Genomic DNA, 25,078 nt, shown 5'->3' on the forward strand with positions numbered 1-25,078 from the left:
CCCTCGGGCCTAAACGTGCGTGACGTCCGCCTTCGGATGGTCCGTGGCGCGGCGGGCGAGGAGGGACGCGCAGATCTCTCCGGCGCGTACGGCGGTGGTGGACAGGAGGGTGGAGGTGAGGCCGTGGGTGTGTTCGGTGCCGCCATGGAGGTAGATGTCGGCGCTGACGTTCGGGGCGGTGGCCACGCGGTGGTCGCGGCCGACCTTGAGGGCGTCCTCGTCGTCGCGGAGGCAGAGTTTGCCGACCTCGCCGAGGTTGGTGCCGATGCCCCGGGGCTGGTATCCGGTGGCGTAGACGAGGAGGTCGCAGGCGAGGTCCTCGCGTTCGCCGGTGGGCAGGAACTCGACGGTCACACGGACGTCGTCGGTGCCGGCCTCGACCTCGCGGAGCCGGGAGACGTTCATCATCCGTAGCCGCTCGCGGCCCTGGACCTGCTCCCGGTACATGGTCTGCGACAGGGCTTCGATCAACTCCATGTCGACCACGGAGTAGTTGGTGGAGCGGTGGTAGTCGAACAGGGACTGTTTCACCTCGCGGGGCGCGCCGTAGTACAGGTCTACGGCCCCGGGGTCGAAGATCTTGTTGGCGAACGGGCTGTCGTCGGCGGGTGTGTAGCCGTACTTGGCGAAGACGGAGCAGATCTCGGCGTCGGGGAAGCTGCGGTGGAGGTAGTCGACGGCCTCGGCGGCGCTCTGGCCGGCACCCAGGACGACGGCACGGCGTACGGGTGTGCCGGTGCTCGTGAGTCGGTCCACGCGGGGCAGCAACTCGCTGTTGTGCCAGACCCGTTCGGAGCGTTCGGCGCCGGGCGGCAGGTGGGGTTCGAGGCCGGTGGCCACACAGAGGGCTCGGGTGCGGCGGACGGTCAACCGCCCCGGATTCTCCGTGTCACGGCTCGCGACGTCGAAGTAGCGGATCTCGCCGTCCTCGGTGACGGGCTTCACGGAGACGACCTCCGCGGAGTACTCGACGAGGTGCTCCACCCGGGCGGCGGCCCATTCGAAGTAGTCGTGGAACTCTATGCGCAGCGGGAAGAGGGTCTTGAGGTTGAGGAAGTCGACCAGTCTGCCGCGGTCGCGCAGATAGCACAGGAAGCTGAAGTCGCTGGTCGGGTCGCGCATCGTCACCAGGTCCTTGAGGAAGGACACCTGCATGGTGGCGTCGTCGATGAGCATGCCCCGGTGCCAGCCGAACTGCCGCTGTTTTTCCAGGAATCCGATGCGCAGCCCGTCTTCCCCGACTGCGCGAACGGTGTGCTCGTGGAGTGCGATGGCGAGTGCGAGATTCGATGGACCGAACCCGATACCCAGTACGTCGTAGATGGAGTCCGGCCCACTGTGCAGCGTCGTCACCGCGTCTTCGCCTCCCATGAGAGCGGGGATCTCAGTGTCCCCCAAGTGAGAACACAGCCTCCCCCAAGCAGCCACATGTTAGATAAGGTTAGCCTTACCTAGCAATGGCTGAGGAGGGCTCATATGCGGGTCGTCATGTTCGGTTATCAGACCTGGGGACATCGAACGCTGCAGGCTCTGTTGGACTCCGGACACGATGTGGTCCTCGCCGTCACCCATCCCGCGAGCGACCACGCGTACGAGAAGATCTGGAGCGACTCGGTCGCCGATCTGGCCGAACAGCACGGTGTGCCCGTGCTGTTGCGCAACCGGCCGGGCGACGACGAGCTCCTTCGCACGCTCAAGGAGGCCGACCCGGATCTCATCGTGGCGAACAACTGGCGTACGTGGCTGCCGCCCGAGATCTTCGATCTGCCGCCGCACGGCACGCTCAACATCCATGACTCGCTGCTGCCGCGGTACGCCGGTTTCTCGCCGCTGATCTGGGCACTCATCAACGGCGAGCGGGAGGTCGGGGTCACCGCGCACCGCATGGACGCCGAACTCGACATGGGCGATGTGCTGTTGCAGCGCTCGGTGCCGGTAGGGCCCGAGGACACGGCGACGGATCTGTTCCACCGCACGGTCGATCTGATCGGCCCGCTCGTCACCGACTCGCTCGAACTCATCGCCTCCGGCGAGGCGGTGTGGACGGCGCAGGACCGGTCGCGGTCGAGCTTCTTCCACAAACGGTCCCCGGAGGACAGCCGGATCGACTGGACATGGACCGCGGAGGAGTTGGAGCGGTTCGTACGCGCCCAGTCGGACCCGTATCCGAACGCGTTCACGCATCACCGCGGTGAGCGCATCCGGATCGTGTCGGCCGCCGTCTCTGAGGGCCGCTACGGCGGCACCCCGGGCCGGATCTTCATCAAGGAGGGCGACGGCGTCGTCATCGTCGCCGGTGCCGAGGCGCGCTCGGGCCGGCTGCCGGGGCTGGTGGTGAAGCGGGTGCGGACCGAGGACGGCACCGAGCACGCGGCGACGGAGTACTTCCGCACGATGGGCGGTTATCTGACGGCTCGTCCGTAAGTCTGTCGTGACCTCGTGTCGGGTGCCGTCAGCCGGCGGCACCCGACACGGTCACGGTTGCCGAACCGCTGTCGCCCTCGTGGTGGCGACCCATCGGGATGACCATCGGGGTGCGGCTGACCGGGTCCTCGCCGACCACACAGCGCAGTCCGAAGACGTCCTCGACCGTCGCGGCGGTGATGACGTCCGCGGGGGCGCCCTCACCCGCGATCCGGCCCCCCTTCATGGCGATGATGTGGTCGGCGTAACGACAGGCCTGGTTGAGGTCGTGCAGCACCATCACGACTGTGCGGCCCTGATGCCGATTCAGGTCGGTGACGAGGTCCAGGACGTCGATCTGGTGGGCGAGGTCGAGATACGTCGTCGGCTCGTCCAGCAGCAGTACGGGCGTGCCCTGGGCGACTGCCATGGCGATCCAGGCGCGCTGACGCTGGCCGCCGGAGAGTTCGTCGACGGCCCGATGGGCGAGGTCGGTCATGTCGGTGGCTCCGAGCGCCTCGTTCACCGCCGCCTCGTCGGCGGGCGACCACTGCCGCCACCAGGTCTGGTGCGGTGAGCGTCCGCGCCCCACCAGGTCGACGACGGTCAGCCCCTCCGGCGCCACGGGCGACTGCGGGAGGATGCCGAGCTGCTGTGCGAGGGCGCGGGTCGGCATCGAGTGCACCGAGCGGCCGTCGAGGTGGACGGTGCCGGCCTTGGGGGTGAGCAGCCGGGCCAGGGCGCGCAACAGCGTGGACTTGCCGCAGGCGTTGGCGCCGACGATCGCGGTGACGCGACCGGTGGGGATCACCAGGTCGAGGCCGTCCACGACCACCCGGTCGTCGTACGCGAGGCGCAGGCCTTCGGCGCGCAGTTCGGGTCCGAGGGCGCGGTCCTCGGACCCGTGAGCCCGGCGCTCGGGGCCGCCGGGGCCCTCGTGCGTCGCTGTCACGTCGTACGTCGCTGTCGCGTCGCGCGTCGACGACACGTCGTGGTTCGATGACACGTCGTGGTTCGATGACACGTCTTCAGCCTCCTGAACCGGCGCGGTTGGCGCGCACGAGCAGCCACAGCAGTACGGGGGCGCCGAGCACCCCGGTGACGACCCCGACCGGAAGCTCCGTGTCCGGGATGATCTTCCGTGCCACGAGGTCGGACACGAGCACCATGACGGCGCCGGTCAGGCCCGCGGCCACGGGTGGCGGGAACGCGGTGCCGGACAGTCGCTGGGCGACCTGGGGCGCGGCGAGCGCGACGAAGGCGACGGGCCCGGCGGTCGCCGTCCCGAAGGCCACGAGTCCCACGGCGATGAGCAGGACGGCCACCCGGAGGAACTGGACGCGGGTGCCGAGGCCCCGGGCGACGTCGTCCCCGAGTTGCAGGACGCGCAGTTGCCGGCCGAGCAGCAGGGCCGCCGGGACCAGGACGGCCATGGTGAGGGCGAGCGGGCCGATCTGGTCCCAGGTGCGGCCGTTGAGGTTGCCCACGAGCCAGCCGAGCGCGGCCTGTGCCTGGAAGCGCTGGCCGCGGGCCATCAGGTAGTCGGTGGCGCTGGTGCAGATCCAGGAGACTCCGACGCCGACGAGGACGATGCGGTAGCCGGTGGTGCCGCCTTTCCAGGCGAGGACGTACACGAGCAGTCCGGCGGTGAGCGCGCCGAGGAGGCCCAGGCCCTGGGTGCTCAGGCCCGCGTCCCAGCCGAGGACGATGCCGGCGACGACCGCTGTTCCGGCGCCCTGGGTGACGCCCATCAGGTCGGGGCTGGCGAGGGGGTTGTGGGTGACCGTCTGGAGGAGGGCGCCGGAGACGCCGAAGGCGATGCCGACGAGGAGTCCGGCGAGGGCGCGCGGCAGGCGCAGTTCGTGGACGATGAGTTCGGTGCCGGGGTCGCCCGTGCCGAAAACGGCGCGGACGACGTCGCCGAGTGGGAGGGAGATCTCGCCGATGGAGGTCTCCACGCAGAACGCCAGGAAGGCGACGGCCGTGAGGGCCAGGCACACGGCGAGCAGCCGGGGCCGTACGACCCCGGAGACGGGCGGCACGGGCAGCCGGAAGGTGATCCGTGTGGCGGAGCGGCGGGGTGCCGTCCGGTCGGTGGTGTCGCTTCGGCCCGTTCCGGGTGCGAGTCGGGTGGTCATGGGCTCACGGCTCCAGGCGTCGGGTCGGCAGGGGCACATGGCTCCACGTATGTGCTCTCCGCGTGTCCGGTCGCACCGGGCCGCCGTTCCGCGGGTTCCGCACCTTCGTCGTCATGGCGCTCACAGCTCCGCGAGTCGGCGGCGGCGGACCAGGGCGATGAAGAAGGGGCCGCCGATGAAGGCGACGAGGATGCCGGCCTGGATCTCGACGGGGCGGGCGATCAGGCGTCCGGCGATGTCGGCGGTGAGCAGGAGGCAGGGGGCGAGGACGGCCGACAGGGGCAGCAGCCAGCGGTGGTCGGGGCCGAGGCCGGCCGCCTGGGCGAGGACGCGGGCGATGTGCGGGACGACGAGGCCGACGAAGACGACGGGCCCGATGACGGCGACCGCTCCCCCGGTGAGGAGGGTGACCGCCACGACCCCTTGGACGCGTACGAGGCCGAGTTTGAGGCCGAGCGACTTCGCCACGTCGTCGCCGAGCGCGAGGCTGTTCAGTGCGGGAGCGCAGGCCAGGGCGAGGAGCGCGCCGACGGCGAGGAACGGCAGGACGCGGAGCAGGACCCCGTCGTCCTGGTTGGCGAGGGAGCCCGCGTTCCAGAAGCGGTAGCGGTTGAGGGCGTCCGGATCGGTCAGGGCGATGGAGCTCGTCAGCGAGAACAGCAGCGAGGTCACGGCGACACCGGCGAGGGCGAGTTTGACCGGGGTGGAGCCGGACCGGCCGAGCCCGCCGAGCAGATACACCAGGACACTCGCGACGAAGGCACCGCCGAACGCGAACCAGATGTACCCGTACGCCGAGCTGATGCCGAGCACTCCGACCGACAGGACCACGGCGAAGGCCGCGCCCGCGCTGACGCCGAGGATGCCCGGGTCGGCCAGGGGGTTGCGGGTCAGCGCCTGCATCAGCGCGCCAGCGAGGCCCAGCGCGGCTCCGGTGGCCAGACCGAGGGCGGTGCGGGGCAGCCGTACGGACCAGATCACATTGTCGATACGGGAGCTGGGCGCGCCGCCGAGCAGGGTGTGCCAGACCTGGTCGAGCGGGACGCTCAGCGCGCCGAACGCCATCGACAGGGCGCACAGCACGAGCAGCGCCGCGCCGGAGAGGGCGAGCAGGATCACCGCGCGGGGGCCTTTCGCCGCCCGGACCGTCGAGGTCCCCACGTCTTCAACTTCCTTTGCTGAGGCTTGCCTTAACTGTAGGCCCGAAAACGCTGGCCCGAAGGGCCGTTGAGCTGTCGGACTCCCGTGGATCGCCGCTCCGCTCCCCGGGGAGCTCACCTTTGAGCACCCTGTGAATTAGGTAACCCTTACCTTAGTATGTCGGCGATCCCCGGCCCAGGTCCGGGACCCCGACCCGCTGGGGAGGCTCACTGCTGTGTGCGGTTCCGAGGAAGTCCTGGCCCATTGGCGGCGGTTGCTCACCCCGCTTCCGCTCGAGATCTCACTGCCCGCCGATCGGCCGCATCCTCAGCATCCGGTCCCGGAGCGGGAGTCCCGCACACTGGCCGGGGTCCCCGACGCCCCCGACGGGGTGCGCCTCGCGGCCTTCGTCGCCCTGCTGCACCGCTATACCGGGGCGACGGATCTGACCGTGGGGTACGACGGGCTCCCGGTGCGGGTGTCCGTCGAACACGAGCCAACCTTCGCGGAGTTGACGCGCCGGGTGACGCAGGCGTGGGAGGAGGCCGAGGCACAACGGGTGCCGTTCGGTCTCCTGGTGGACGAGCTGCGGCCCCGGCCGACGCGGGGCGGCGGCCTGTTCTTCAACACGGCCCTGGCCACGGCCGACCGTCCCGCCGGTGAACTGCCCGCCCCGGTCGACGTGCTGCTGGACGTCGACGGCGGTGTGGCGCGGGCGGCGTACTCCCCCGCCCTCTTCGACGCCACGACCGTCGACCGGCTCCTCGGCCACTACCGCGCCCTCCTCTCCGACGCGCTGGCCCGGCCCGAAGCACCGGTCGCGCGGCTTGAGTTGATGGGGCCGGAGGAGGTCCGCCGGGTGATCCTGGACTGGAACGCCACCGAGCACGCGGTTCCGGCCGGCACCTGGCCCGCGATGTTCGCCGAGCAGGTGCGGGTGCGGCCGGACGCCGTCGCCCTGGTCTTCGAGGATGAGGAACTCACCTACGCCGAACTGGACGAGCGGGCCAACCGCCTCGCCCACGCGCTGATCGCGCGCGGTGCCGGTCCCGAGCGGATCGTCGCGCTGGCGCTGCCGCGTTCCGTCGAGCTGTTCGTCGCCGAGGTCGCCGTCCTGAAGTCGGGCGCCGCCTATCTGCCGATCGACCACGACTATCCGGCGGACCGCATCGCGTACATGCTCGGCGACGCCCGGCCGGTGTGCATGGTCACCACGCAGGAGACCGCCCGGGATCTGCCCGAGCCCGGTCCGGGTGACGACGGCATGGCGCTGGTCACCCTCGACTCCCTCGCCACGGCCGCCGAGTTGGCGCGGCGACCGGCCCACGACCCCACGGACGCCGACCGCGGGGCGCCCCTCACCACGCTCAGCGCCGCGTACGTGATCTACACCTCGGGCTCGACCGGCCGCCCCAAGGGGGTGGTGCTCGCGCACAGCGGAGTGGCGAAACTGGTCGCCACGCAGAGCGAGCGGTTCGGGATCGGTCCGCACAGCCGGGTGCTGCAGTTCGCCTCGCCGAGTTTCGACGTGGCGTTCTGGGACCTGTGCCTCGGGCTGCTCTCCGGCGGCCGGCTCGTCGTCGTACCGGCCGAACTGCGGGTGCCGGGAGCGCCGCTCGCGGACTACGCGAACGCGCACGGCATCACGTTCATGATCCTGCCGCCCGCGCTGCTCGCCGCGATGCCGGACGATGTGCGGCTGCCGCCGACCGCCACGCTTCTGGCCGGTACCGAGCGGGTCTCGCCCGAGCTGGTGGGGCGGTACGCGCGTGGCCGGATGATGTTCAACGCGTACGGTCCGACCGAGGCGACCACCAACTCCACGCTCGGACTGTGCGATCCGGACACCCCGGCGGGGGCGATCGTGCCGATCGGCGTGCCCGACCCCGGGACGCGGGCCTATGTCCTGGACGCGTTCCTGCGGCCGGTGCCCGCCGGTGTCACGGGTGAGCTGTATCTGGGCGGGGCGGGTCTGGCACGCGGCTATCTCGGGCGGCCGGACCTGACCGCCGAGCGGTTCGTCGCCGACCCGTTCGGGGCGCCCGGCGAACGGCTGTACCGCACGGGCGACCTGGTCCGCTGGAAGGCCGACGGGCGCCTCGAGTTCCTCGGCCGGGCCGACGCACAGGTCAAGATCCGCGGCTTCCGTATCGAGCCGGGCGAGATCGAGTCGGTGCTGCGCGGCCATCCGGCCGTGGACCAGGTCACCGTGGTCGTCCGCGAGGACCGGCCCGGCGACCGGCGCCTCGCCGCGTATGTCGTGCCCGCCCTGGACGGCCCGCGCGGCGCGGACGAGGACGCGCAGGTGGCGGAGTGGAAGGAGCTGCACGAACTCCTGTACGGCGCGGCCGGTACCGAGGGCCGCGAGGACGACACGCCCGGCTTCCGTGAGAACTTCGCGGGCTGGAACAGCATGTACGACGGCACGCCGATCCCCGTCGAGGAGATGCGCGAGTGGCGGGCGGCGACCGTCGAGCGCATCCGCGAACTCGGGCCGGTCGGGCGGGTGTTGGAGATCGGCGTCGGCAGCGGCCTGATCCTGTCCCGGATCGCGCCCGACGCCGAGGCGTACTGGGGCACCGATCTGTCGGCGGAGGCCGTCCGCGCGCTGCGCGCCCAGGTCGACGCCGATCCGGCACTGGCGGCCAAGGTCGAGCTGCGCGCCCGGCCCGCACACGACACGGACGGGCTGCCGGCCGGCTTCTTCGACACGGTCGTCATCAACTCGGTCGCCCAGTACTTCCCCAGCGGGGAGTACCTAGAAGACGTACTGCGCCGCGCTTCGGACCTGCTCGCGCCCGGCGGGCGGATCTTCGTGGGTGACGTACGGAATCTGCGGCTGCTGCGGACCCTGCGGGCGGCCGTGGAGACCCGGCGGACGGCCGGTGGCGACGAGGCCGAGGCCAAGAGCGCGTTGCGGGCGGCCCTCGAGCAGTCCGCGCGGTGGGAGGGCGAGCTGCTGCTCGACCCGGACTTCTTCGCCGGGCTGGAGGGCTTCGACGCGGAGATCAGGCTCAAGCGGGCCACGCACCACAACGAGCTGAGCCGGTACCGGTACGACGTCGTCCTGCGCCCCGGGGAGCGCACCGCTGCCGTTGAGGAGCGGGAGGTGCCCTGGACCGCGGTCGGCGGCCTCACCGGGCTGGCCGGGCTGCTCGCCGAGCGCCCGCGTCGGCTGCGCGTCACCGGTGTGCCCAACGCCCGGCTCGCCGACGATCTGGCGGATCTACGGCGGTTGGAGGGCAGCAGCGGGGAGGCGGCTCCGGGTACCGATCCGGAGGACGTGCACGCTTTGGGGTTGGAGCACGGTTATCGGGTGGCGCTGACCTGGAACGGGAGCGCGGACGACGGTGCGTTCGACGCGATGCTCGTCCAGGAGGGACTGTTCACCTCCCTCTACCGGTCGGCCGCCGCCTACCCGCGCGCCAACCGCCCCGCGCCCTTCCGTGACGTCACGGCGCTGATGCGTACGCTGCGCGCGCATGCCGCCGAGTGGCTGCCCGACTACATGGTCCCGTCGGCGTTCGTCCCGCTGCACGCGCTGCCGGTCACCCCGAGCGGCAAGATCGACGGCAAGGCGCTGCCCGCCCCGGACTACGCGGCACTCAGCTCCGGCCGCGCGCCCCGCACCGCCCGCGAGAGACTCCTGTGCGGTCTGTACACCGAGGTGCTCGGCCTGGACTCGGTGACGGCGGAGGACGACTTCCTCGCGCTCGGCGGCGACAGCATCACGGCTATCCAACTCCTCATCAGGGCACGGGAGTCGGGGCTCAGGCTCACCACCCGTGACGTCTTCCGGCACCGCACGGTGGAGGCCCTGGCACAGGCCGCCGTCGAGCGCGTCGACGTACGTGTGGCGGACTCGCCCCTCGCTCTCGTGGAGGTCGACGACGGCGAACTCGCCGAGATCCAGGGCACGCACCCGCTCGCGATCGAGGAGTTCCTCCCCCTCACCCCGCTCCAGCAGGGCTTCTTCTTCCACTCGCTGACCGGCGGCGCCGACGGCGACACATATGTGGTGCAACAGGTCCTGGACCTGGCCGGGCCCGTCGACGGCGAGACCCTGCGGCGGGCGGCCCAGCGCCTGCTGGACCGGCACGCGCCGCTGCGGACCGCGTTCCGTCAGCGTTCTGACGGCACGCCGGTCCAGATCATCACCAGCGACGCCGAACTGCCGTGGCGCGAGGTCGACCTCTCCTCCCAGGCGACGGAGGTCCGCGACGCACTGGGCGACGCGGTGGCCGCGGACGAGCGGGCCCGCGGCTTCGACCTGACCGCCCCACCGCTGCTCCGCTGTGCCCTGATCCGACTCGGCGAGGAACGCGGCCGACTGGTGCTGACCTTCCATCACATCGTCGCCGACGGCTGGTCCTTGCCGGTCCTGCACCGCGAGTTGATGGCGTACTACGGCACCGACGCGCCGCCCCTGGCCGAGGTCACCCCGTACCGCGCCTTCCTGCGGCACCTCGGCGAGCGGGACCGTGAGGCCGCCCGTGAGACCTGGCGTTCGGCGCTCGCGGGGCTCGACGAGCCCACCCGGCTGGTCGGCACCCCCGCCACCGGCGCGCCCGTGCACCCGGCCCATGTTCGGCTGGAGCTGTCCGAGCGGACGACAGCGCGGCTGGCCGAACGGGCCCGCGAACAGGGTGTGACGCTCGGTACGGTCGTCCAGGCGGCCTGGGGGCTGCTGCTGGGCAGGCTGACCGGCCGGGACGACGTCGTGTTCGGCACCACGGTCTCGGGGCGCGACGGCGAGGTGGACGGCATCGCCTCGATGGTGGGCCTGTTCATCAACACCCTTCCCACCCGCTTCCGTTGGTCTCCAGGCGAGACGCTCGGCACACTGCTGGTCCGACTCCAGGAGGAGCAGGCCCGGCTGCTGGACCACCAGCATCTGGGGCTCGCGGAGATCCAGCGGCTCGCCGGGCACGCGGGCGAGGGCGAACTCTTCGACACGCTCGTGGTGTTCGAGAACTACCCCGCCGAGCCCGGTCTGCGGGACGCCTCGGGCCGGGTACGGATCACGGGCGACGCCTTCCACGACGCCGTCCACTATCCCCTCGCCCTCGTCGTCAAGCCGGGCCGGCGGCTGGACCTGCGGCTCAAGCACCACGCGGAACGGCTGGACGCCGAGGAGGTCCGTGCGCTCGGCAACCGTCTGGCGCGCGTCCTGGAGGCGATCGCCGACGCCCCGGACCAGCCTGCGGCCGCCGTCGACCTGCTCACACCGGACGAGGCGCTGCACGCACACCCGGCCGGTGCGGAACGACCGGTTCCCGACACCACCCTGGCCGAGGCGTTCTCGGCGCAGGTCGCCCGGACGCCGGAGGCGACGGCCGTCGTCTTCGAGGACGAGCGCCTGACGTACGCCGAGCTCGACGCCCGCGCCGAGGCGTTGGCTGCTCGACTGCGCGGCCGTGGCGCCCGTCCGGGAACCTTCGTGGCGGTCGCCGTCCCGCGTTCGGCGGAGCTGATGGTGGCGCTGCTGGGTGTGCTCAAGGCAGGCGCCGCGTACCTTCCCGTGGACCTGGACTACCCGGCCGACCGAGTGGCCCACATGCTGACCGACTCCGGCGCCACGACGGTGGTCACACTGTCGTCGACGGCCGCTCGCCTGCCGCAACGGAACGTTCCTTCGGTACTCCTGCTGGACACCGACGAGCAGGACGAGATACCGCCGCCGTCCGCACCCGCAGCCCGCCCCGACGACCCCGCCTACCTCATCTACACCTCCGGCTCGACCGGCCTGCCCAAGGGTGTCGTCGTCACCCATCGCGCCGTCGTCAACCGGCTCGCGTGGATGCAGCACACGTACGGGCTCGGCACCGACGACCGTGTCCTGCAGAAGACCCCGTCGAGCTTCGACGTGTCGGTGTGGGAGTTCTTCTGGCCGCTCCTAGAAGGCGCGGCCGTGGTCCTCGCCCGCCCGGACGGCCACCGCGATCCCGCCTATCTGGCGTCCCTCGTGCGCGACCGGTCCATCACCACCCTGCACTTCGTGCCGTCGATGCTGGAGGCGTTCCTCCAGTCGGACGACGTCACCGCCGACCCCTCCGGCTGGTCGTCGTCGCTGCGCCGGGTGTTCAGCAGCGGCGAGGCGCTCCCGGTCGCCGCCGCGAGCCGTTGGCGGACGCTGACCGGGGTGCCGCTGCACAACCTGTACGGCCCGACCGAGGCCGCCGTCGACGTCACGTACCACCCGTACACCGACGGGGAGCAGGGCGTCTCCGTGCCCATCGGCCGCCCCGTGTGGAACACCGGTCTGCGGGTCCTCGACACCTGCCTGCGGCCCGTGCCCGACGGTGTCCCCGGTGAGCTGTATCTGACCGGTGTCCAGCTGGCCCGTGGCTACCACGCCCGCGCGTCGCTGACCGCCGAGCGGTTCACCGCCGACCCTTACGGGCCGCCCGGCAGCCGCATGTACCGCACCGGCGACCTGGTCCGACGCCGCGCCGACGGGGTGATCGAGTATCTGGGCCGCACCGACCGCCAGGTCAAGCTGCGCGGCAACCGGGTCGAACTCGGTGAGATCGAGGAGACGTTGGCCCGTCTGCCCGAGGTGGCCCAGGCCGCCGTGACGGTACGGGACGACGCGCTCGTCGCGTACGTGGTGCCGGCCGGCCGGGGTGTCGAGGTGACCGACCTGGGCACGGCCCTCGCCGCAGCCCTCCCCTCCCCCATGGTCCCGGGTGCCTGGGTGGTGCTGGACGCGCTGCCGCTCACCCCAAGCGGCAAGCTGGACCGGGCCGCGCTGCCCGCCCCGCAGGCCGTACGAGCCGCCGCCCGGGCTCCGCGGAACCCCGTGGAGCAGGTGCTCACCGAGATCTTCGCCGCCGTACTGAAGCTCGCGGACGTCTCCGTCGACGACGACTTCTTCCTGCTCGGCGGCGACAGCATCAGCTCGATCGGTGTGTCCAGCCGGGCCCGGCGCGCGGGTCTCGTCCTCGGCCCGCGTGATGTGTTCGAACACCGCACCCCGGCCGCGCTCGCGGTGGCGGCAGGGGTCACGGACGCCCGGGAAGTCGCGCCCGCGGCCTCCGCCTTCGTCCTCACCGACGAGGAGCGGGAGCGGGTCGAGCGGCTCGCCCCGGGGCTCGTCGAGGACGTGTGGCCGCTGGCCCCGCTGCAGGAAGGCCTGTTCTTCCACTCCACGTACGACGACAGCTCACTCGACGTCTACACGGTCCACGAGTCCTTCGACTTCACCGAACGCGTCGACACCGCCCGGCTGTCGGCCGCCGTGCGCACGCTGCTGGCCCGCAACCCCAGTCTGCGGGCCGGGTTCACCAGTGAGGGGCTGCGCCAGCCGGTGCAGTTCATCGTGCGCGCGGCGGAGATCCCGCTGACCGAGGTGGATCTGTCCGGTCTGTCGTCCGCCGAACAGGACCGGCGGATCGCTGAGTTGATGGACGGGTCCCGTGCCCAGCGCTTCGACCTCACCCGTCCGCTGCTCTTCCGCATGCTGCTCGTACGGCTCGGCGACGAGCGTGGCGACCGGCTCGTCATCGGCCGCCATCTGATCCTGTGGGACGGCTGGTCCGCCTGGCTGTTCCTGGACCAGCTGTTCGCGCTGTACGAGAGCGGGGGCGACCCGGCGGGGCTGACCCGACCCGGCTCGTACCGTGACTATCTGGCCTGGCTGGAGCGGCAGGACGACGGCGAGGCGACCCGGGTGTGGCGGGCCGCGCTGGCCGGTTTCGAGGAGCCGACGCTGCTGGTGCCGGCCGTGTCCGAGCGGGGCTCGGAACCGGTGATCCCGGAGCACCTCGGCGCCGAGTTGGACCCGACGGTCGCCGAGCGGCTGCGCGAGACCGCCCGGAGTCATGGTCTGACCCTGAACACGGTGCTGAACGCCGCCTGGGGGCTGGTCCTGGCCGGGGCGACCGGCCGCAGCGACATCGCGTTCGGTACGACGGTCGCCGGGCGGCCGAGCGAGGTGCCGGACGTGGAGAACGTCATCGGCATGTTCCTCAACACCGTGCCCGCGCGCATCGCGTTCGACCCGCGCGAGTCCGTGCTGGACCTGCTGCGGCGTGTGCAGGGCGAGCGGCTGGAGGTCATGCCGTACGAGTACCTGGGCCTCGGTGTCCTTCAGGCCGAGTCGGGTCACCGGCGGCTGTTCGACACGCTGTTCGTGCTGCGCAACGCCGACACGGACGAGCGGCTCGCCGAGCTGCGCGAGCGCCACGGGGCGACGGCCGTGGCCAATGTGGACGCCACGCACTACCCGGCCAACCTGGTCGTGACGCCGGGTGAGCGGGTGCGGGTCACGCTGGCGTACCGGCCGGACGTGCTGGAGGGCGCGTACGCGCAGAGCCTGCTCGACCGGTTCGTACTGCTGGTGGACCGGCTCGTCGCCGATCCGTCGGCGCCGGTGGGCTCGCTGCACGCCCTGCTGCCCGCCGAGACGGCCGCGCTCGCCCGCGAGGAGGCCGCGCAGCGGCAGCCCGTGCCGCACGAGACGGTGGCGGACATGCTGGCCGCTCAAGCCGCCCGCACCCCGGACGCGACGGCGCTCGTCTTCGGCGCGCAGACCCTGACGTACGCCGAGCTCGACGCGCGCTGCAACCGCATGGCGAGGCTGCTGCTCGCGCGGGGCGCCGGGCCGGAGAAGGTGATCGCGCTCGGGCTGCCGCGCTCGATCGACATGGTGGTGGCGCTGTTCGCGGTGCTGCGCACGGGGTCGGCGTATCTGCCGCTGGAGCTCGACCACCCGGCCGAGCGGCTGTCGCTGATGCTGGCGGACGCCGGCCCGCTGCTCCTCCTCTCCGCGGAGGCGGTGTCGCGGACACTGACGGGCGACACGCCCCGTGTGCTGCTCGACGACCCCGAGATCGCCGCCGAGCTGAACCGTCTGTCCACCGACCCGGTCTCGGTGTCGTTCAGCCTGGACCACCCGGCGTACGTGATCTACACGTCCGGCTCGACCGGCCGCCCGAAGGGTGTCGTCACGCCGTACGTCGGCCTGACGAACATGCAGCTCAACCACCAGAAGGAGATCTTCGCCCCGGCGATCGCGTCGGCGGGCGGGCGGCGGCTGCGGATCGCGCACACCGTGTCGTTCGCGTTCGACATGTCCTGGGAGGAGCTGCTGTGGCTCGTCGAGGGGCATGAAGTGCACGTCTGCGACGAGGAGCTGCGGCGGGACGCGACCGCGCTGGTGGCGTACTGCGAGGAACACCGCGTCGACGTGGTGAACGTGACCCCTACCTACGCCCATCTTCTCATCGAGGAGGGCCTGTTGGAGGGGCACCGGCCGCCGCTGGTGCTGCTCGGCGGCGAGGCCGTCACCGAGACGGTGTGGAACACCCTGCGGGACACCGGGGGGACGTACGGCTACAACCTGTACGGCCCGACCGAGTACACGATCAACACCCTCGGCGGTGGCACGGAGGACAGTGCGACCCCGACCGTGGGGCGCCCGATCCGGGCCACCCGGGCCCGCGTCCTCGACACCTGGCTGCGGCCGGTGCCGGACGGCGTGGCGGGCGAGCTGTACATCGCGGGGGTCGGTCTCGCGCGCGGCTATCTCGACCGGCCCGGTCTGACCGCCGAGCGGTTCGTGGCCGATCCGTACGGGCGGCCGGGTGAGCGCATGTACCGCACCGGTGACCTGGTGCGGCGCCGCCCGGACGGCAACCTCGACTTCCTCGGCCGGACCGACGACCAGGTCAAGATCCGGGGTTACCGGGTGGAGCTCGGCGAGATCGAGACCGCGCTCGCGCAGCACCCCGGGGTGTCGCAGGCGGCCGTGATCGCCCGCGACGACACCTCCGCGCCCGGCACCAAGCGGCTCGTGGGGTATGTCGTCCCGGCCGAAACCGACGCCGAAGCACGGGCGTCCGCCGAGCGGGAACAGATCGGCGAGTGGCAGGAGATCTACTCGGCCGAGTACGCGGAGATCGGCACCGCCGTCTTCACCGAGGACTTCGCGGGCTGGGACAGCTCCTACGACGGCGAGCCGATCCCGCTGGAGCACATGCGGGAGTGGCGCGAGGCCACGGTCGAGCGCATCCGTGAGCTGCGGCCGCGTCGCGTTCTGGAGATCGGCGTCGGCTCGGGGCTGCTGCTGTCGCGGCTCGCGCCGGACGCCGAGTCGTACTGGGCGACGGACTTCGCGGCCCCGGTCATCCGCAAGATCGGCGAGGATCTGCGGGCCGACCCGGAGCTGGCGCGGAAGGTGGAGCTGCGCTGCCGGCCCGCCGAGGTGACGGACGGGCTGCCGGTCGGGTTCTTCGACACCGTCGTCATCAACTCCGTCGTGCAGTACTTTCCCAGCCTCGACCATCTGCGCAAGGTGATCCGGGGCGCGATGGGGCTGCTCGCACCCGGTGGCGCGTTGTTCATCGGTGACGTACGAGATCTGCGGCAGGCCCGGGTGTTCCAGACGGGCATCCAGCTCGCGCGGGCGGGCACCGACCTCGATCCGGAGGCCCTGCGCCGAGCCGTGGACCGGGGGCTCTCGCTGGAGAAGGAGCTGCTGATCGACCCGGACTGGTTCGCGTCGCTCGGCCTCGGCGTCGAGCTGCGCACCAAGGCCGGACGGCACCAGAACGAGTTGACCCGGTACCGGTACGACGTGGTGCTGTACGAGGAGTCGTCGGACGCCATGCGGGTGGACGACGCGCCGGTGGTGGAGTGGTCGGGGGCGAGCGCGCTCTCCGGACATCTCTCGGGGGCCGACCTGCTGCGCGTGCGGAGGGTGCCGGACGCGCGTACGGCGGGCGACCTCGGTGCGCTGCGAGCGCTGGAGTCCGGGCGGCGGCTGCCGGGTGCGCTGGTCGCCCCGGTGGTGGAGCCGGAGGACCTGCGCGCGATCGGCGAGTCCCACGGCTACCGCGTCCTGACCACGTGCTCCGAGGAGCCGGGCTACTTCGACGCCGTGTTCGTACGGGGAACCACGCCCCGCCGCACGGCCGGGCTCCACCTCCCCCGCCCGGAGCGCGGCACCGCCCCGTACGCCAACACGCCGACCGCCACGCGCGGCAACGGTGCCCTTGTGCGGAGGCTGCGCGAGGACCTGGGGCGGCGGCTGCCGGGCTATATGGTTCCGGCCGCGTTCGTGGTCCTGCCGCGGCTGCCGATGAACGACAACGGCAAGCTCGATGTGCGGGCGCTGCCGGACGCCGAGCCCGCGGTGGCCCTGTCGAAGGGGCGCGGGCCGGGGACGCCGGTCGAGGAGGTGCTGTGCCGCCTCTTCGCCGAGGTGCTGGGGCTCCCCCGCACCGGCGCGGAGGACAGCTTCTTCGATCTGGGCGGCCATTCGCTGCTCGCGACCCGGTTGATCAGCCGGGCCCGCACCGAGCTGGGCGCGGAGCTGGCCATCCGTGATCTGTTCGAGGCACCGACGCCGGAGGCGCTGGCGCTGCGTGCGGAGGCCGGACGCCCGGCCCGCCCGGCCCTGGCCCCGGTGACCGAACGGCCCGCCCGTATCCCCCTCTCGGCGGCCCAGCGGCGGCTGTGGCTGGTGGAACGGATCACCGGTGGCGGGGTCGCGTACAACTTCCCGCTGGTCTTCCGGTTGCGGGGCGAGCTGGACGTCGACGCCCTTCGCGCCGCGCTCAGGGATATGACCGATCGCCATGAGGCCTTGCGGACACGGTTCTTGGAGGCGGACGGCGAGCCGTACCAGTGGATCGTGGCGCCGGGTGAGGCCGAGCCGGAGTTCGTGGTGTCCGATGTCGCCGACGGCGAGCTGGCCGCACACATCGAGGCGGCCCAGCGCCGCCCCTTCGACCTGAGCACCGAACTCCCTGTCCGGGGAGAGGTGTTGAGGCTGAGCACGGACGATCACGTGGTCGCACTAGTGCTGCATCACATCACCACCGACGAGTGGTCCGACCGTCCCTTCCTCGCCGACCTCGGCACCGCGTACGCGGCCCGTCGTGTGGGTCGGGCACCCGCGTGGGCGGCACCGCTGCCGGTCCAGTACGCCGACTACACCCTCTGGCAGGACACCCTGCTCGGCCAGGTCGGCGAGGCCCAGCTGGCCCACTGGACCGAGGCCCTGAGCGACCTCCCGGAGGAGCTGGCGCTGCCCCTCGACCGGCCCCGGCCGACCGAGCCCACCGGGCGTGGCGGCAAGGTCCGGCTGGAGCTGGACACGGACACCGGGCGTGCTCTGCGTGAGCTGTCCGGGGCCACGGGCACCAGCATGTTCATGCTGTTCCAGGCCGCCACGGCGGCGCTGCTGCACCGGGTCGGCGCCGGTGACGACATCCCGCTCGGCGCCCCCATCGCCGGCCGCACGGACGACGCGCTGGGCGACCTGGTGGGCTTCTTCGTCAACACGCTCGTCCTGCGCACCGACGTCTCCGGAGATCCGACCTTCCGCCAACTGCTGGCCCGGGTACGAGAGTCGTCGCTGGAGGCCTTCGAGCACCAGGACCTGCCCTTCGACCAGGTCGTGGAGGCCGTCAATCCACCTCGGGTCGCGGGGCGCAACCCGCTGTTCCAGGTCATGCTCGGCTACCACTACCGCCCCGACGGCGACCCGGACGTGCTCGGCATGCCGACCGAGTGGTTCGACATGGACACCGGCATGGCCAAGTTCGACCTCCACTTCACCTTCGTGGACGAGGTGGGCCGTGACCGTCTCACCCTGCTCCTGGAGTACGCGCTCGACCTGTGCGACGAGTCGACGGCCCAGCGGCTGGCGGGTCGTCTGGTCCGGCTGTTGGAGCAGGTGGCCGACGAACCCGACCTGCTGGTCCGGGAGTTGGAAGTCCTGGAGGAGGATGAGCGGGAGTCGGTCCTCGTCCGCTGGAACGACACCGCGCGCGGTGTGCCGGCCTCGACGCTGCCGGAGTTGTTCCGCGCCCAGGTGGCCCGCACCCCGGACGCGCTCGCCCTCGTCGACGGTGAACAGCACCTGACATACGCCGAGTTGGACACGCGGGTCGAGCGGACGGCCCGGGTCCTGGCCGCTCTCGGCGTCGGCCCGGAGCGCACAGTGGCCGTCGCGCTGCCTCGCTCGGCGGACCTCGTCGTAGCCCTGCTCGCCGTGCATCGCGCGGGCGGCGCCTATCTGCCGCTGGACTCCGACCAGCCCCGGGAGCGGCTCGCGCTGATGCTGGAGGAGGCCGGGCCCGTGTGCGTCATCGAGGACGCGCTTCCCGAAGGGCCGACGACAGGCGAACCACCCACCTCCTACGACCCGTTGAGTCCCGCCTATGTGATCTACACGTCCGGTTCGACAGGCCGCCCCAAGGGCGTGGTCGTCCCGCACGAGGGCATCGTCAACCGGCTGCTGTGGATGCAGGACGCGTACGGTCTGACGGCCGGGGACCGGGTGCTGCAGAAGACCCCGTCCGGGTTCGACGTGTCGGTGTGGGAGTTCTTCTGGCCGCTGATCACCGGGGCCGCGCTGGTGGTGGCCCGCCCTGAGGGCCACAAGGACCCGGCCTATCTGGCCGCCGTGATCCGTGAACAGGGTGTGACCACCGCCCACTTCGTGCCGTCCATGCTCCAGGTGTTCCTGGAGGAGCCGGCCGCCGAGCGGTGCACAGGCCTCCGCCAGGTCATGTGCAGCGGTGAAGCGCTGCCGGGCGCGGTCGCGGAGCGGTTCCACGAGGTGCTGCCGGCGGCTCGGCTGCACAACCTGTACGGGCCGACCGAGGCCTCGGTCGACGTCACCGCGATCGAGGTGCCGCCGGGCGCCGAACGGGTCGCGATCGGCCGTCCCGTGTGGAACACGCGTACGTACGTCCTGGACGCGGCGCTGCGGCCGGTGCCGCCGGGGGTCGCGGGCGAGCTGTATCTCGCGGGCGTGCAGCTGGCCCGGGGCTATCTCGACCGGCCCGGGCTCAGTGCCGAGCGGTTCGTCGCGGACCCGTACGGCCCGCCCGGCTCGCGCATGTACCGCACGGGAGACCTGGCCCGCTGGACGGCCGACGGCACCCTCGACTACCTCGGCCGCACCGATCACCAGGTCAAGATCCGTGGTGTGCGCATCGAGCCGGGTGAGATCGAGGCCGCCCTCGCACGGCACCCGGCCGTCGGACACGCCGTCGTCGTCCCGCACGAGCAGCGGCTGGTGACGTACGTCGTCCCGGCCGCCGGATCCGAGAGTGCCGACCCTTCTGTACTGCGGGCCCACACCGCCGCCGTCCTGCCCGAGCACATGGTCCCCGCGGCCTTCGTCGTCCTGGACGCGCTGCCGCTCACGGCGAACGGCAAGCTGGACCGCCGGTCACTGCCCGTGCCCGACTTCGGGGCGGACAGCGGTGTCGGCGGCCGGGCGCGGGATCCGCGCGAGGAGATCCTCTGCGGTCTGTTCGCCGAGATCCTGGGTGTGGAGCGGGTCGGTGTCGACGACGACTTCTTCGTCCTGGGCGGCCACTCGCTGCTGGCGATGCGGCTGGTCGCCGGGGTACGGGCGGCGTTCGGGGCCGAGATGTCGCTGCGTGCGGTGTTCGACGCGCCGACGGTGGCCGGGCTCGCGGCCCGGCTGACGGAGGGCGCCACGGCAGGTGCCCGGGCCCGGCCCGCGCTCACGGTCCGGCCGCGTCCCGAGCGGCTGCCGCTGTCGTCCGCCCAGCAGCGCCTGTGGGTGCTGTACCAGGTGGAGGGCCCCAGCGCGACGTACAACATCCCGTCGGCCTGGCGGCTGACCGGTGCCCTCGACGTCGAGGCGCTGCGGGCCGCCGTGCACGACGTGGTCGTACGGCACGAGACGCTGCGCACGGTGTTCCCCGACGAGAAGGGGCGGGCCTTCCAGCGGGTGCTGGTTCCGGACGAGGTGAGCGTGCCGTTCGAGGTGGCCGACACGGACGCCGAACGGCTGCCCGGGCTGCTCGCGGAGGCGGGGGCGTACGGGTTCGCGCTGGAGCGTGAGCTCCCGTTGCGGGTGCATGTGTTCCGCACGGGTGAGGAGGAGTGGACGCTGTTGCTTCTGCTCCATCACATCGCCGGTGACGAGTGGTCGGAGGGTCCGCTGCACCGGGACCTGGCGCTCGCGTACGCGGCCCGTACGGCGGGGCGGGCGCCCGCGTGGGAGCCGTTGCCGGTCCAGTACGCGGACTACACGCTGTGGCAGCGGGAGGTGCTCGGCGATGAGAAAGATCCGGAGAGCCTGGCGGCCCGTCAGGTCGGTTACTGGCGGAAGGCGTTGGCCGGGCTGCCGGAGGAGCTGGCGCTGCCCGTGGACCGGCCGCGTCCGCTGGAGTCGACCTATCGCGGAGGCGCCGCCGATCTGTCGCTGGATGCCCAACTAACCGCAGATCTAGGTCAGTTGGCGCGCGAGAACGGCGTCAGTGTGTTCATGGTGATGCAGGCCGCCGTGGCGACCCTGCTCACCCGGCTCGGCGCGGGCCACGACATCCCGATCGGCTCCCCGATCTCCGGGCGGACCGACGCGGCTCTGGAGGACCTGGTCGGGTTCTTCCTCAACACTCTGGTGCTGCGCACCGACACCTCCGGCGAGCCGACGTTCCGTGAGTTGCTGGCCCGGGTGCGGGAGGCCGATCTGGCCGCCTTCGACCATCAGGACGTGCCGTTCGAGCGGCTGGTGGAGGTGCTCAACCCGGTCCGGTCGCTGGCCCGGCATCCGCTGTTCCAGGTGATGGTGGTGTATCTGGCGGCCGGCGGCGACGAGGCCGGTCTGCCGGGGCTGCGCGGCCGTCGGGACGAGGTGGTGAACCCGACCGCCAAGTTCGACCTGTCCTTCGACTTCGTGGAGCGGGCGGACGGTGACGGTGTCGACGGTGTGCTGGAGTACAGCGCCGATCTGTTCGACCACGCCACCGCCCAGTCCTTCGCGGACCGGCTGCGGCGCGTGCTGCGGGCCGTGGTGGCCGACCCGGACCTGCGGCTCGGGCGGATCGACATCCTCGACGGGGACGAGCGGCAACGGCTGCTCGACGGCTGGCACGGCCGCCCGGCACTCGCGGCGCCCACGACCGTGCCCGCGCTCTTCGAGGAGCGGGTGCGCGAGCATCCCGGGCTGCCCGCCGTGGCCTCCGACGGCATCGAGCTGACCTTCGCCGAGCTGAACGAGGAGGCCAACCGACTGGCCCGACTGCTCGTCCGACTCGGAGCCGGGCCAGAACAGTTCGTGGCCCTCTCCCTCCCCCGCACGGCACGGTTCCTGGTGGCCGTGCTGGCCGTGCACAAGGCGGGGGCGGCGTATCTGCCGCTGGCCCCCGACGCTCCGGCGGAACGCACGGCGGACGTTCTGGACGACGCCCGCCCGGTGCTGACGCTCACGACGAAGGAGCTGCGCGGGACCCTGCCCCCGCACTCCGTACCGCTGGTGCTCGACGAGCCGGTCACCGTCGACCGGATCACCGCCGAACCGGCGACCGACCTCACCGACGCCGACCGGTCCGCGCCGCTGACACCCCGCAACCCGGCGTACGTCATCTACACCTCCGGCTCAACCGGCCGCCCCAAGGGCGTCGTCATCACCCACGAGACGCTCGGCAACCTCTTCCACAGCCACCGCGAGACGCTCTACGCACCGGCGATCGAGCTGGCCGGGCGGCGGCACCTGCGGGCGGGGCACGCCTGGTCGTTCTTCTTCGACGCGTCCTGGCAGCCGCAGCTGTGGCTGCTGGACGGGCACTGTGTGCACATCGTCTCGGAGGAGGTGCGACGCGACCCCGAACTGCTCGCCGCGGCCGTCGTCGAGCACCGCTTCGACTTCCTGGAGGTCACCCCGTCGTTCTTCGCGCAGATGGCCGAGAACGGTCTGCTCGACGGCGACGACTGCCCCCTCTCGGTGGTCGGCGTCGGCGGCGAGGCCGTGCCGGTCGCCCTGTGGCGGCGGCTGGCCGGGCTGCGCGGGACCGAGGCGTTCAACCTGTACGGGCCGACCGAGTCGACCGTCGACGCCCTGGTGGCGCGGGTCCGCGACAGCGAACGCCCGCTCGTGGGACGGCCGGTGGCAGGCACCCGGGCGTACGTCCTCGACGGACTCCTCCAGCCCGTACCGCGCGGCGTCACAGGTGAGCTGTACCTGTCGGGCGGCGGTCTCGCCCGCGGCTATCTGGGTGCCCCCGGGCTGACGGCGGAGCGGTTCGTGGCCGACCCGTTCGGGGAGCCCGGCTCGCGGCTGTACCGCACCGGCGACCTGGCCCGCTGGACGGCCGACGGACGGCTCGACTACCTGGGCCGGGCCGACGACCAGGTCAAGATCCGCGGCTTCCGCATCGAACCGGCGGAGATCGAGTCGACGCTCAGCACCCATCCGTCGGTCGGCCAGGCCGTGGTGACGGTACGCCAGGACGGATCGCGCAAGCTGCTCGTGGCGTACGTGGTCCCGTCGTCGGCCGCCGCCTTGGACCCGGCGGCCCTGCGCGCCCATGTCTCCGGCCGGCTGCCCGATCACATGGTCCCGGCGGCCGTCGTGCTCCTCGACCGGTTCCCGGAACTGGCGAACGGCAAGCTGGACCGGGCCGCGCTGCCCGCGCCCGACTTCTCCGCGCTGTCCTCCGGGCGGTCGCCCGCCACCCCCGCCGAAAGGACCCTCTGCGCGGTCTTCGCCGAGGTGCTGGGACTCGAACAGGTCGGTGTGGACGACGACTTCTTCGCCCTCGGCGGCGACAGCATCGTGGCGATGCAGTTGGTGGGCCGGGCCAGGGCGGCGGGCGTCCGGATCACGCCCCGGCTCGTCTTCCGGCACCGTACGGTGGCCGCGCTGGGCACGGTCGCCGAGTCGGTCGACACGGCCGCGCGGCGCCCGGAGGACGACGGCACCGGCAGTGTGCCGCTGACTCCGGTCATGCACTGGCTGCGCGAACTGGGCGGCCCGTTCGCCTCGTACCACCAGTCGGCGCTCGTCCGCACCCCCGCCGAACTGGACCTGCCCGGCCTGACCTGCGTGCTCCAGGCGCTCGCCGACCGGCACGACCTGCTGCGGGCGACCCTCGTACGGCCGTCCCGCGAGGCCGGCGAGGACTGGTCGCTGCACGTACCTGCGGTCGGGGCGGTCCACGCCGCCGGATGGATCCAGCGGGTGGACGTGGCCGGGCTCGACGCCGAGGCACTCTCCGAGGCCGTACGGGAGCGGGCGCACGTGGCCAGGGCGCTTCTCGATCCGGACGCGGGGGCCATGGTCAGGGCCGTGTGGTTCGACGCGGGCGACGCGCCCGGGCGGCTGCTGCTGACGGCCCACCATCTGGTCGTGGACGGTGTGTCGTGGCGGGTGCTGCTGCCGGACCTGGCGGCGGCCTGGCGGGACGTCTCCGCCGGGCGGCCGGTGCGGCTCGACCCGGTCGAGACGTCGTTCGCGAGCTGGTCCCGACTGCTGTCCGAGCTGGCTCAGGACCCGGCGCGGGAGAGCGAACTCCCGCTCTGGAAGGGCATCTTGAGCGGCGGCGGCACGGAGTCCTTCCCGCTCGTGCGGGAGCCGGACCCCGACCGCGACACCACAGCGACCCGGCGCGAGGTGGTTCTGCGGCTGCCCGCCGAGCGCACCGGGCCGCTGCTGTCGGCGGTGCCCGCCGCGTTCGGCGCCGCGGTGAACGACGTGCTGCTGGCCGGGCTCGGGCTGGCCTTCGCCGACTGGCGGCGGCGCGGCGGCGGCTCGGACACCTCGATGCTGGTCGACCTCGAAGGGCACGGCCGCGAGGAGGAGCTGGGCGGGGACGGGGTCGATCTGTCCCGTACGGTCGGCTGGTTCACCAGTGTCTTCCCCGTCCGGCTCGACCCCGGGCCTGCGGACCCCGCGGAGGCCTTCGCGGGCGGGGCGGCGGCCGAGGAGGCCGTGCGGCGGGTGCGCGAGCATCTGGCGTCGCTGCCCGCGAACGGCGTGGGATACGGGATGCTGCGGCATCTCAACCCCCGTACACGCGAGGCGCTGGCGGCCCATGAACCGGCCCGCGTCGAGTTCAACTACCTGGGCCGCTTCGGCATCCCGGAGGAGACGGACTGGTCGTACGCGCCGGAGGAGGATGTGGCCGACATCGGGCCGGAGGCCGCGACGCGCGAGGGTCACGCGCTGGAGATCAACGTGGTGACCGAGGACCGGGCGGACGGGCCCGTGCTAGCCGCCCACTGGTCCTATCTCGAAGGACTGCTGCCGCGCGAGACGGTCCAGGACCTCGCCGAGACCTGGTTCAAGGCTCTGGAAGGGCTCGTCAGGTGGGCGGAGCGGAACACGGCGGAGTGAGACACGAGAAAGGGATGATGAACCGTATGAGCAACCCGTTCGAGGACCCCGAGGGCGTCTACCTGGTGCTCGTCAACGACGAGAACCAGCACAGCCTCTGGCCGGACTTCGTGGAGGTGCCGGCCGGCTGGCGGATGGTCCACGGGCCCGCCTCGCGGCAGTCCTGCCTGGAGCACGTCGAGACGAACTGGACCGACATGCGGCCGCGGAGCCTGGCGGAGGCGATGGACGGCTGAAAAGGCGGGAGGGGCCGTTCATGCGGACATGACCGGCCCCTCCCTTTCGC

At 72.1% G+C, this 25,078-nt stretch carries 7 protein-coding genes; 3 read left to right on the forward strand and 4 right to left on the reverse strand.

Annotated elements, in window-relative coordinates:
* Window positions 1–9: 9 nt before the first annotated feature.
* Window positions 10–1,371 carry a lysine N(6)-hydroxylase/L-ornithine N(5)-oxygenase family protein gene (locus SGFS_RS02820; protein WP_286247339.1) on the reverse strand — a complete coding sequence of 454 codons (1,362 nt, stop codon included), beginning with the start codon at window positions 1,369–1,371 and terminating at the stop codon, window positions 10–12.
* A 105-nt stretch (window positions 1,372–1,476) separates the two neighbouring features.
* Between SGFS_RS02820 and SGFS_RS02825 the strand changes: the two genes are divergently transcribed.
* Entirely contained in the window at window positions 1,477–2,424 is a 948-nt protein-coding gene (locus SGFS_RS02825; RefSeq protein WP_286247341.1) for a methionyl-tRNA formyltransferase, read from the forward strand.
* Window positions 2,425–2,452: 28 nt separating this feature from the next.
* On the opposite strand, the gene SGFS_RS02830 is transcribed toward SGFS_RS02825, so the two are convergent.
* The 3 genes from SGFS_RS02830 to SGFS_RS02840 form a co-directional block, all read right to left on the reverse strand.
* Window positions 2,453–3,277: an ABC transporter ATP-binding protein gene (locus SGFS_RS02830; protein ID WP_286259755.1), complete on the reverse strand. Its 825-nt coding sequence runs from the start codon at window positions 3,275–3,277 to the stop codon at window positions 2,453–2,455.
* Between the two features lie 154 nt (window positions 3,278–3,431).
* Window positions 3,432–4,541, reverse strand: coding sequence for a FecCD family ABC transporter permease (locus tag SGFS_RS02835; RefSeq protein ID WP_286247343.1), 1,110 nt, complete (start codon window positions 4,539–4,541; stop codon window positions 3,432–3,434).
* A 120-nt stretch (window positions 4,542–4,661) separates the two neighbouring features.
* Window positions 4,662–5,702, reverse strand: coding sequence for a FecCD family ABC transporter permease (locus SGFS_RS02840; RefSeq protein WP_286247345.1), 1,041 nt, complete (start codon window positions 5,700–5,702; stop codon window positions 4,662–4,664).
* A gap of 214 nt (window positions 5,703–5,916) precedes the next feature.
* Here SGFS_RS02840 and SGFS_RS02845 point away from each other — a divergent pair, with 214 nt between their 5' ends.
* Window positions 5,917–24,792 carry a non-ribosomal peptide synthetase gene (locus SGFS_RS02845; protein ID WP_286247346.1) on the forward strand — a complete coding sequence of 6,292 codons (18,876 nt, stop codon included), beginning with the start codon at window positions 5,917–5,919 and terminating at the stop codon, window positions 24,790–24,792.
* 26 nt (window positions 24,793–24,818) lie between these two features.
* Complete coding sequence (locus SGFS_RS02850) at window positions 24,819–25,028, forward strand: MbtH family protein (protein WP_286247348.1); 210 nt, start codon at window positions 24,819–24,821, stop codon at window positions 25,026–25,028.
* The last annotated feature ends 50 nt before the right edge of the window (window positions 25,029–25,078 follow it).

The sequence above is a fragment of the Streptomyces graminofaciens genome (assembly GCF_030294945.1).
Lineage (GTDB): Bacteria > Actinomycetota > Actinomycetes > Streptomycetales > Streptomycetaceae > Streptomyces > Streptomyces graminofaciens.

What these genes read in the sequence shown, in the direction of transcription:
- SGFS_RS02825 (WP_286247341.1), top strand. Translation starts at nt 1,477, where the DNA reads ATGCGGGTCGTCATGTTCGGTTATCAGACCTGGGGACATCGAACGCTG.
- SGFS_RS02835 (WP_286247343.1), bottom strand. Translation starts at nt 4,541, where the DNA reads ATGACCACCCGACTCGCACCCGGAACGGGCCGAAGCGACACCACCGAC.
- SGFS_RS02820 (WP_286247339.1), bottom strand. Translation starts at nt 1,371, where the DNA reads ATGGGAGGCGAAGACGCGGTGACGACGCTGCACAGTGGGCCGGACTCC.
- SGFS_RS02850 (WP_286247348.1), top strand. Translation starts at nt 24,819, where the DNA reads ATGAGCAACCCGTTCGAGGACCCCGAGGGCGTCTACCTGGTGCTCGTC.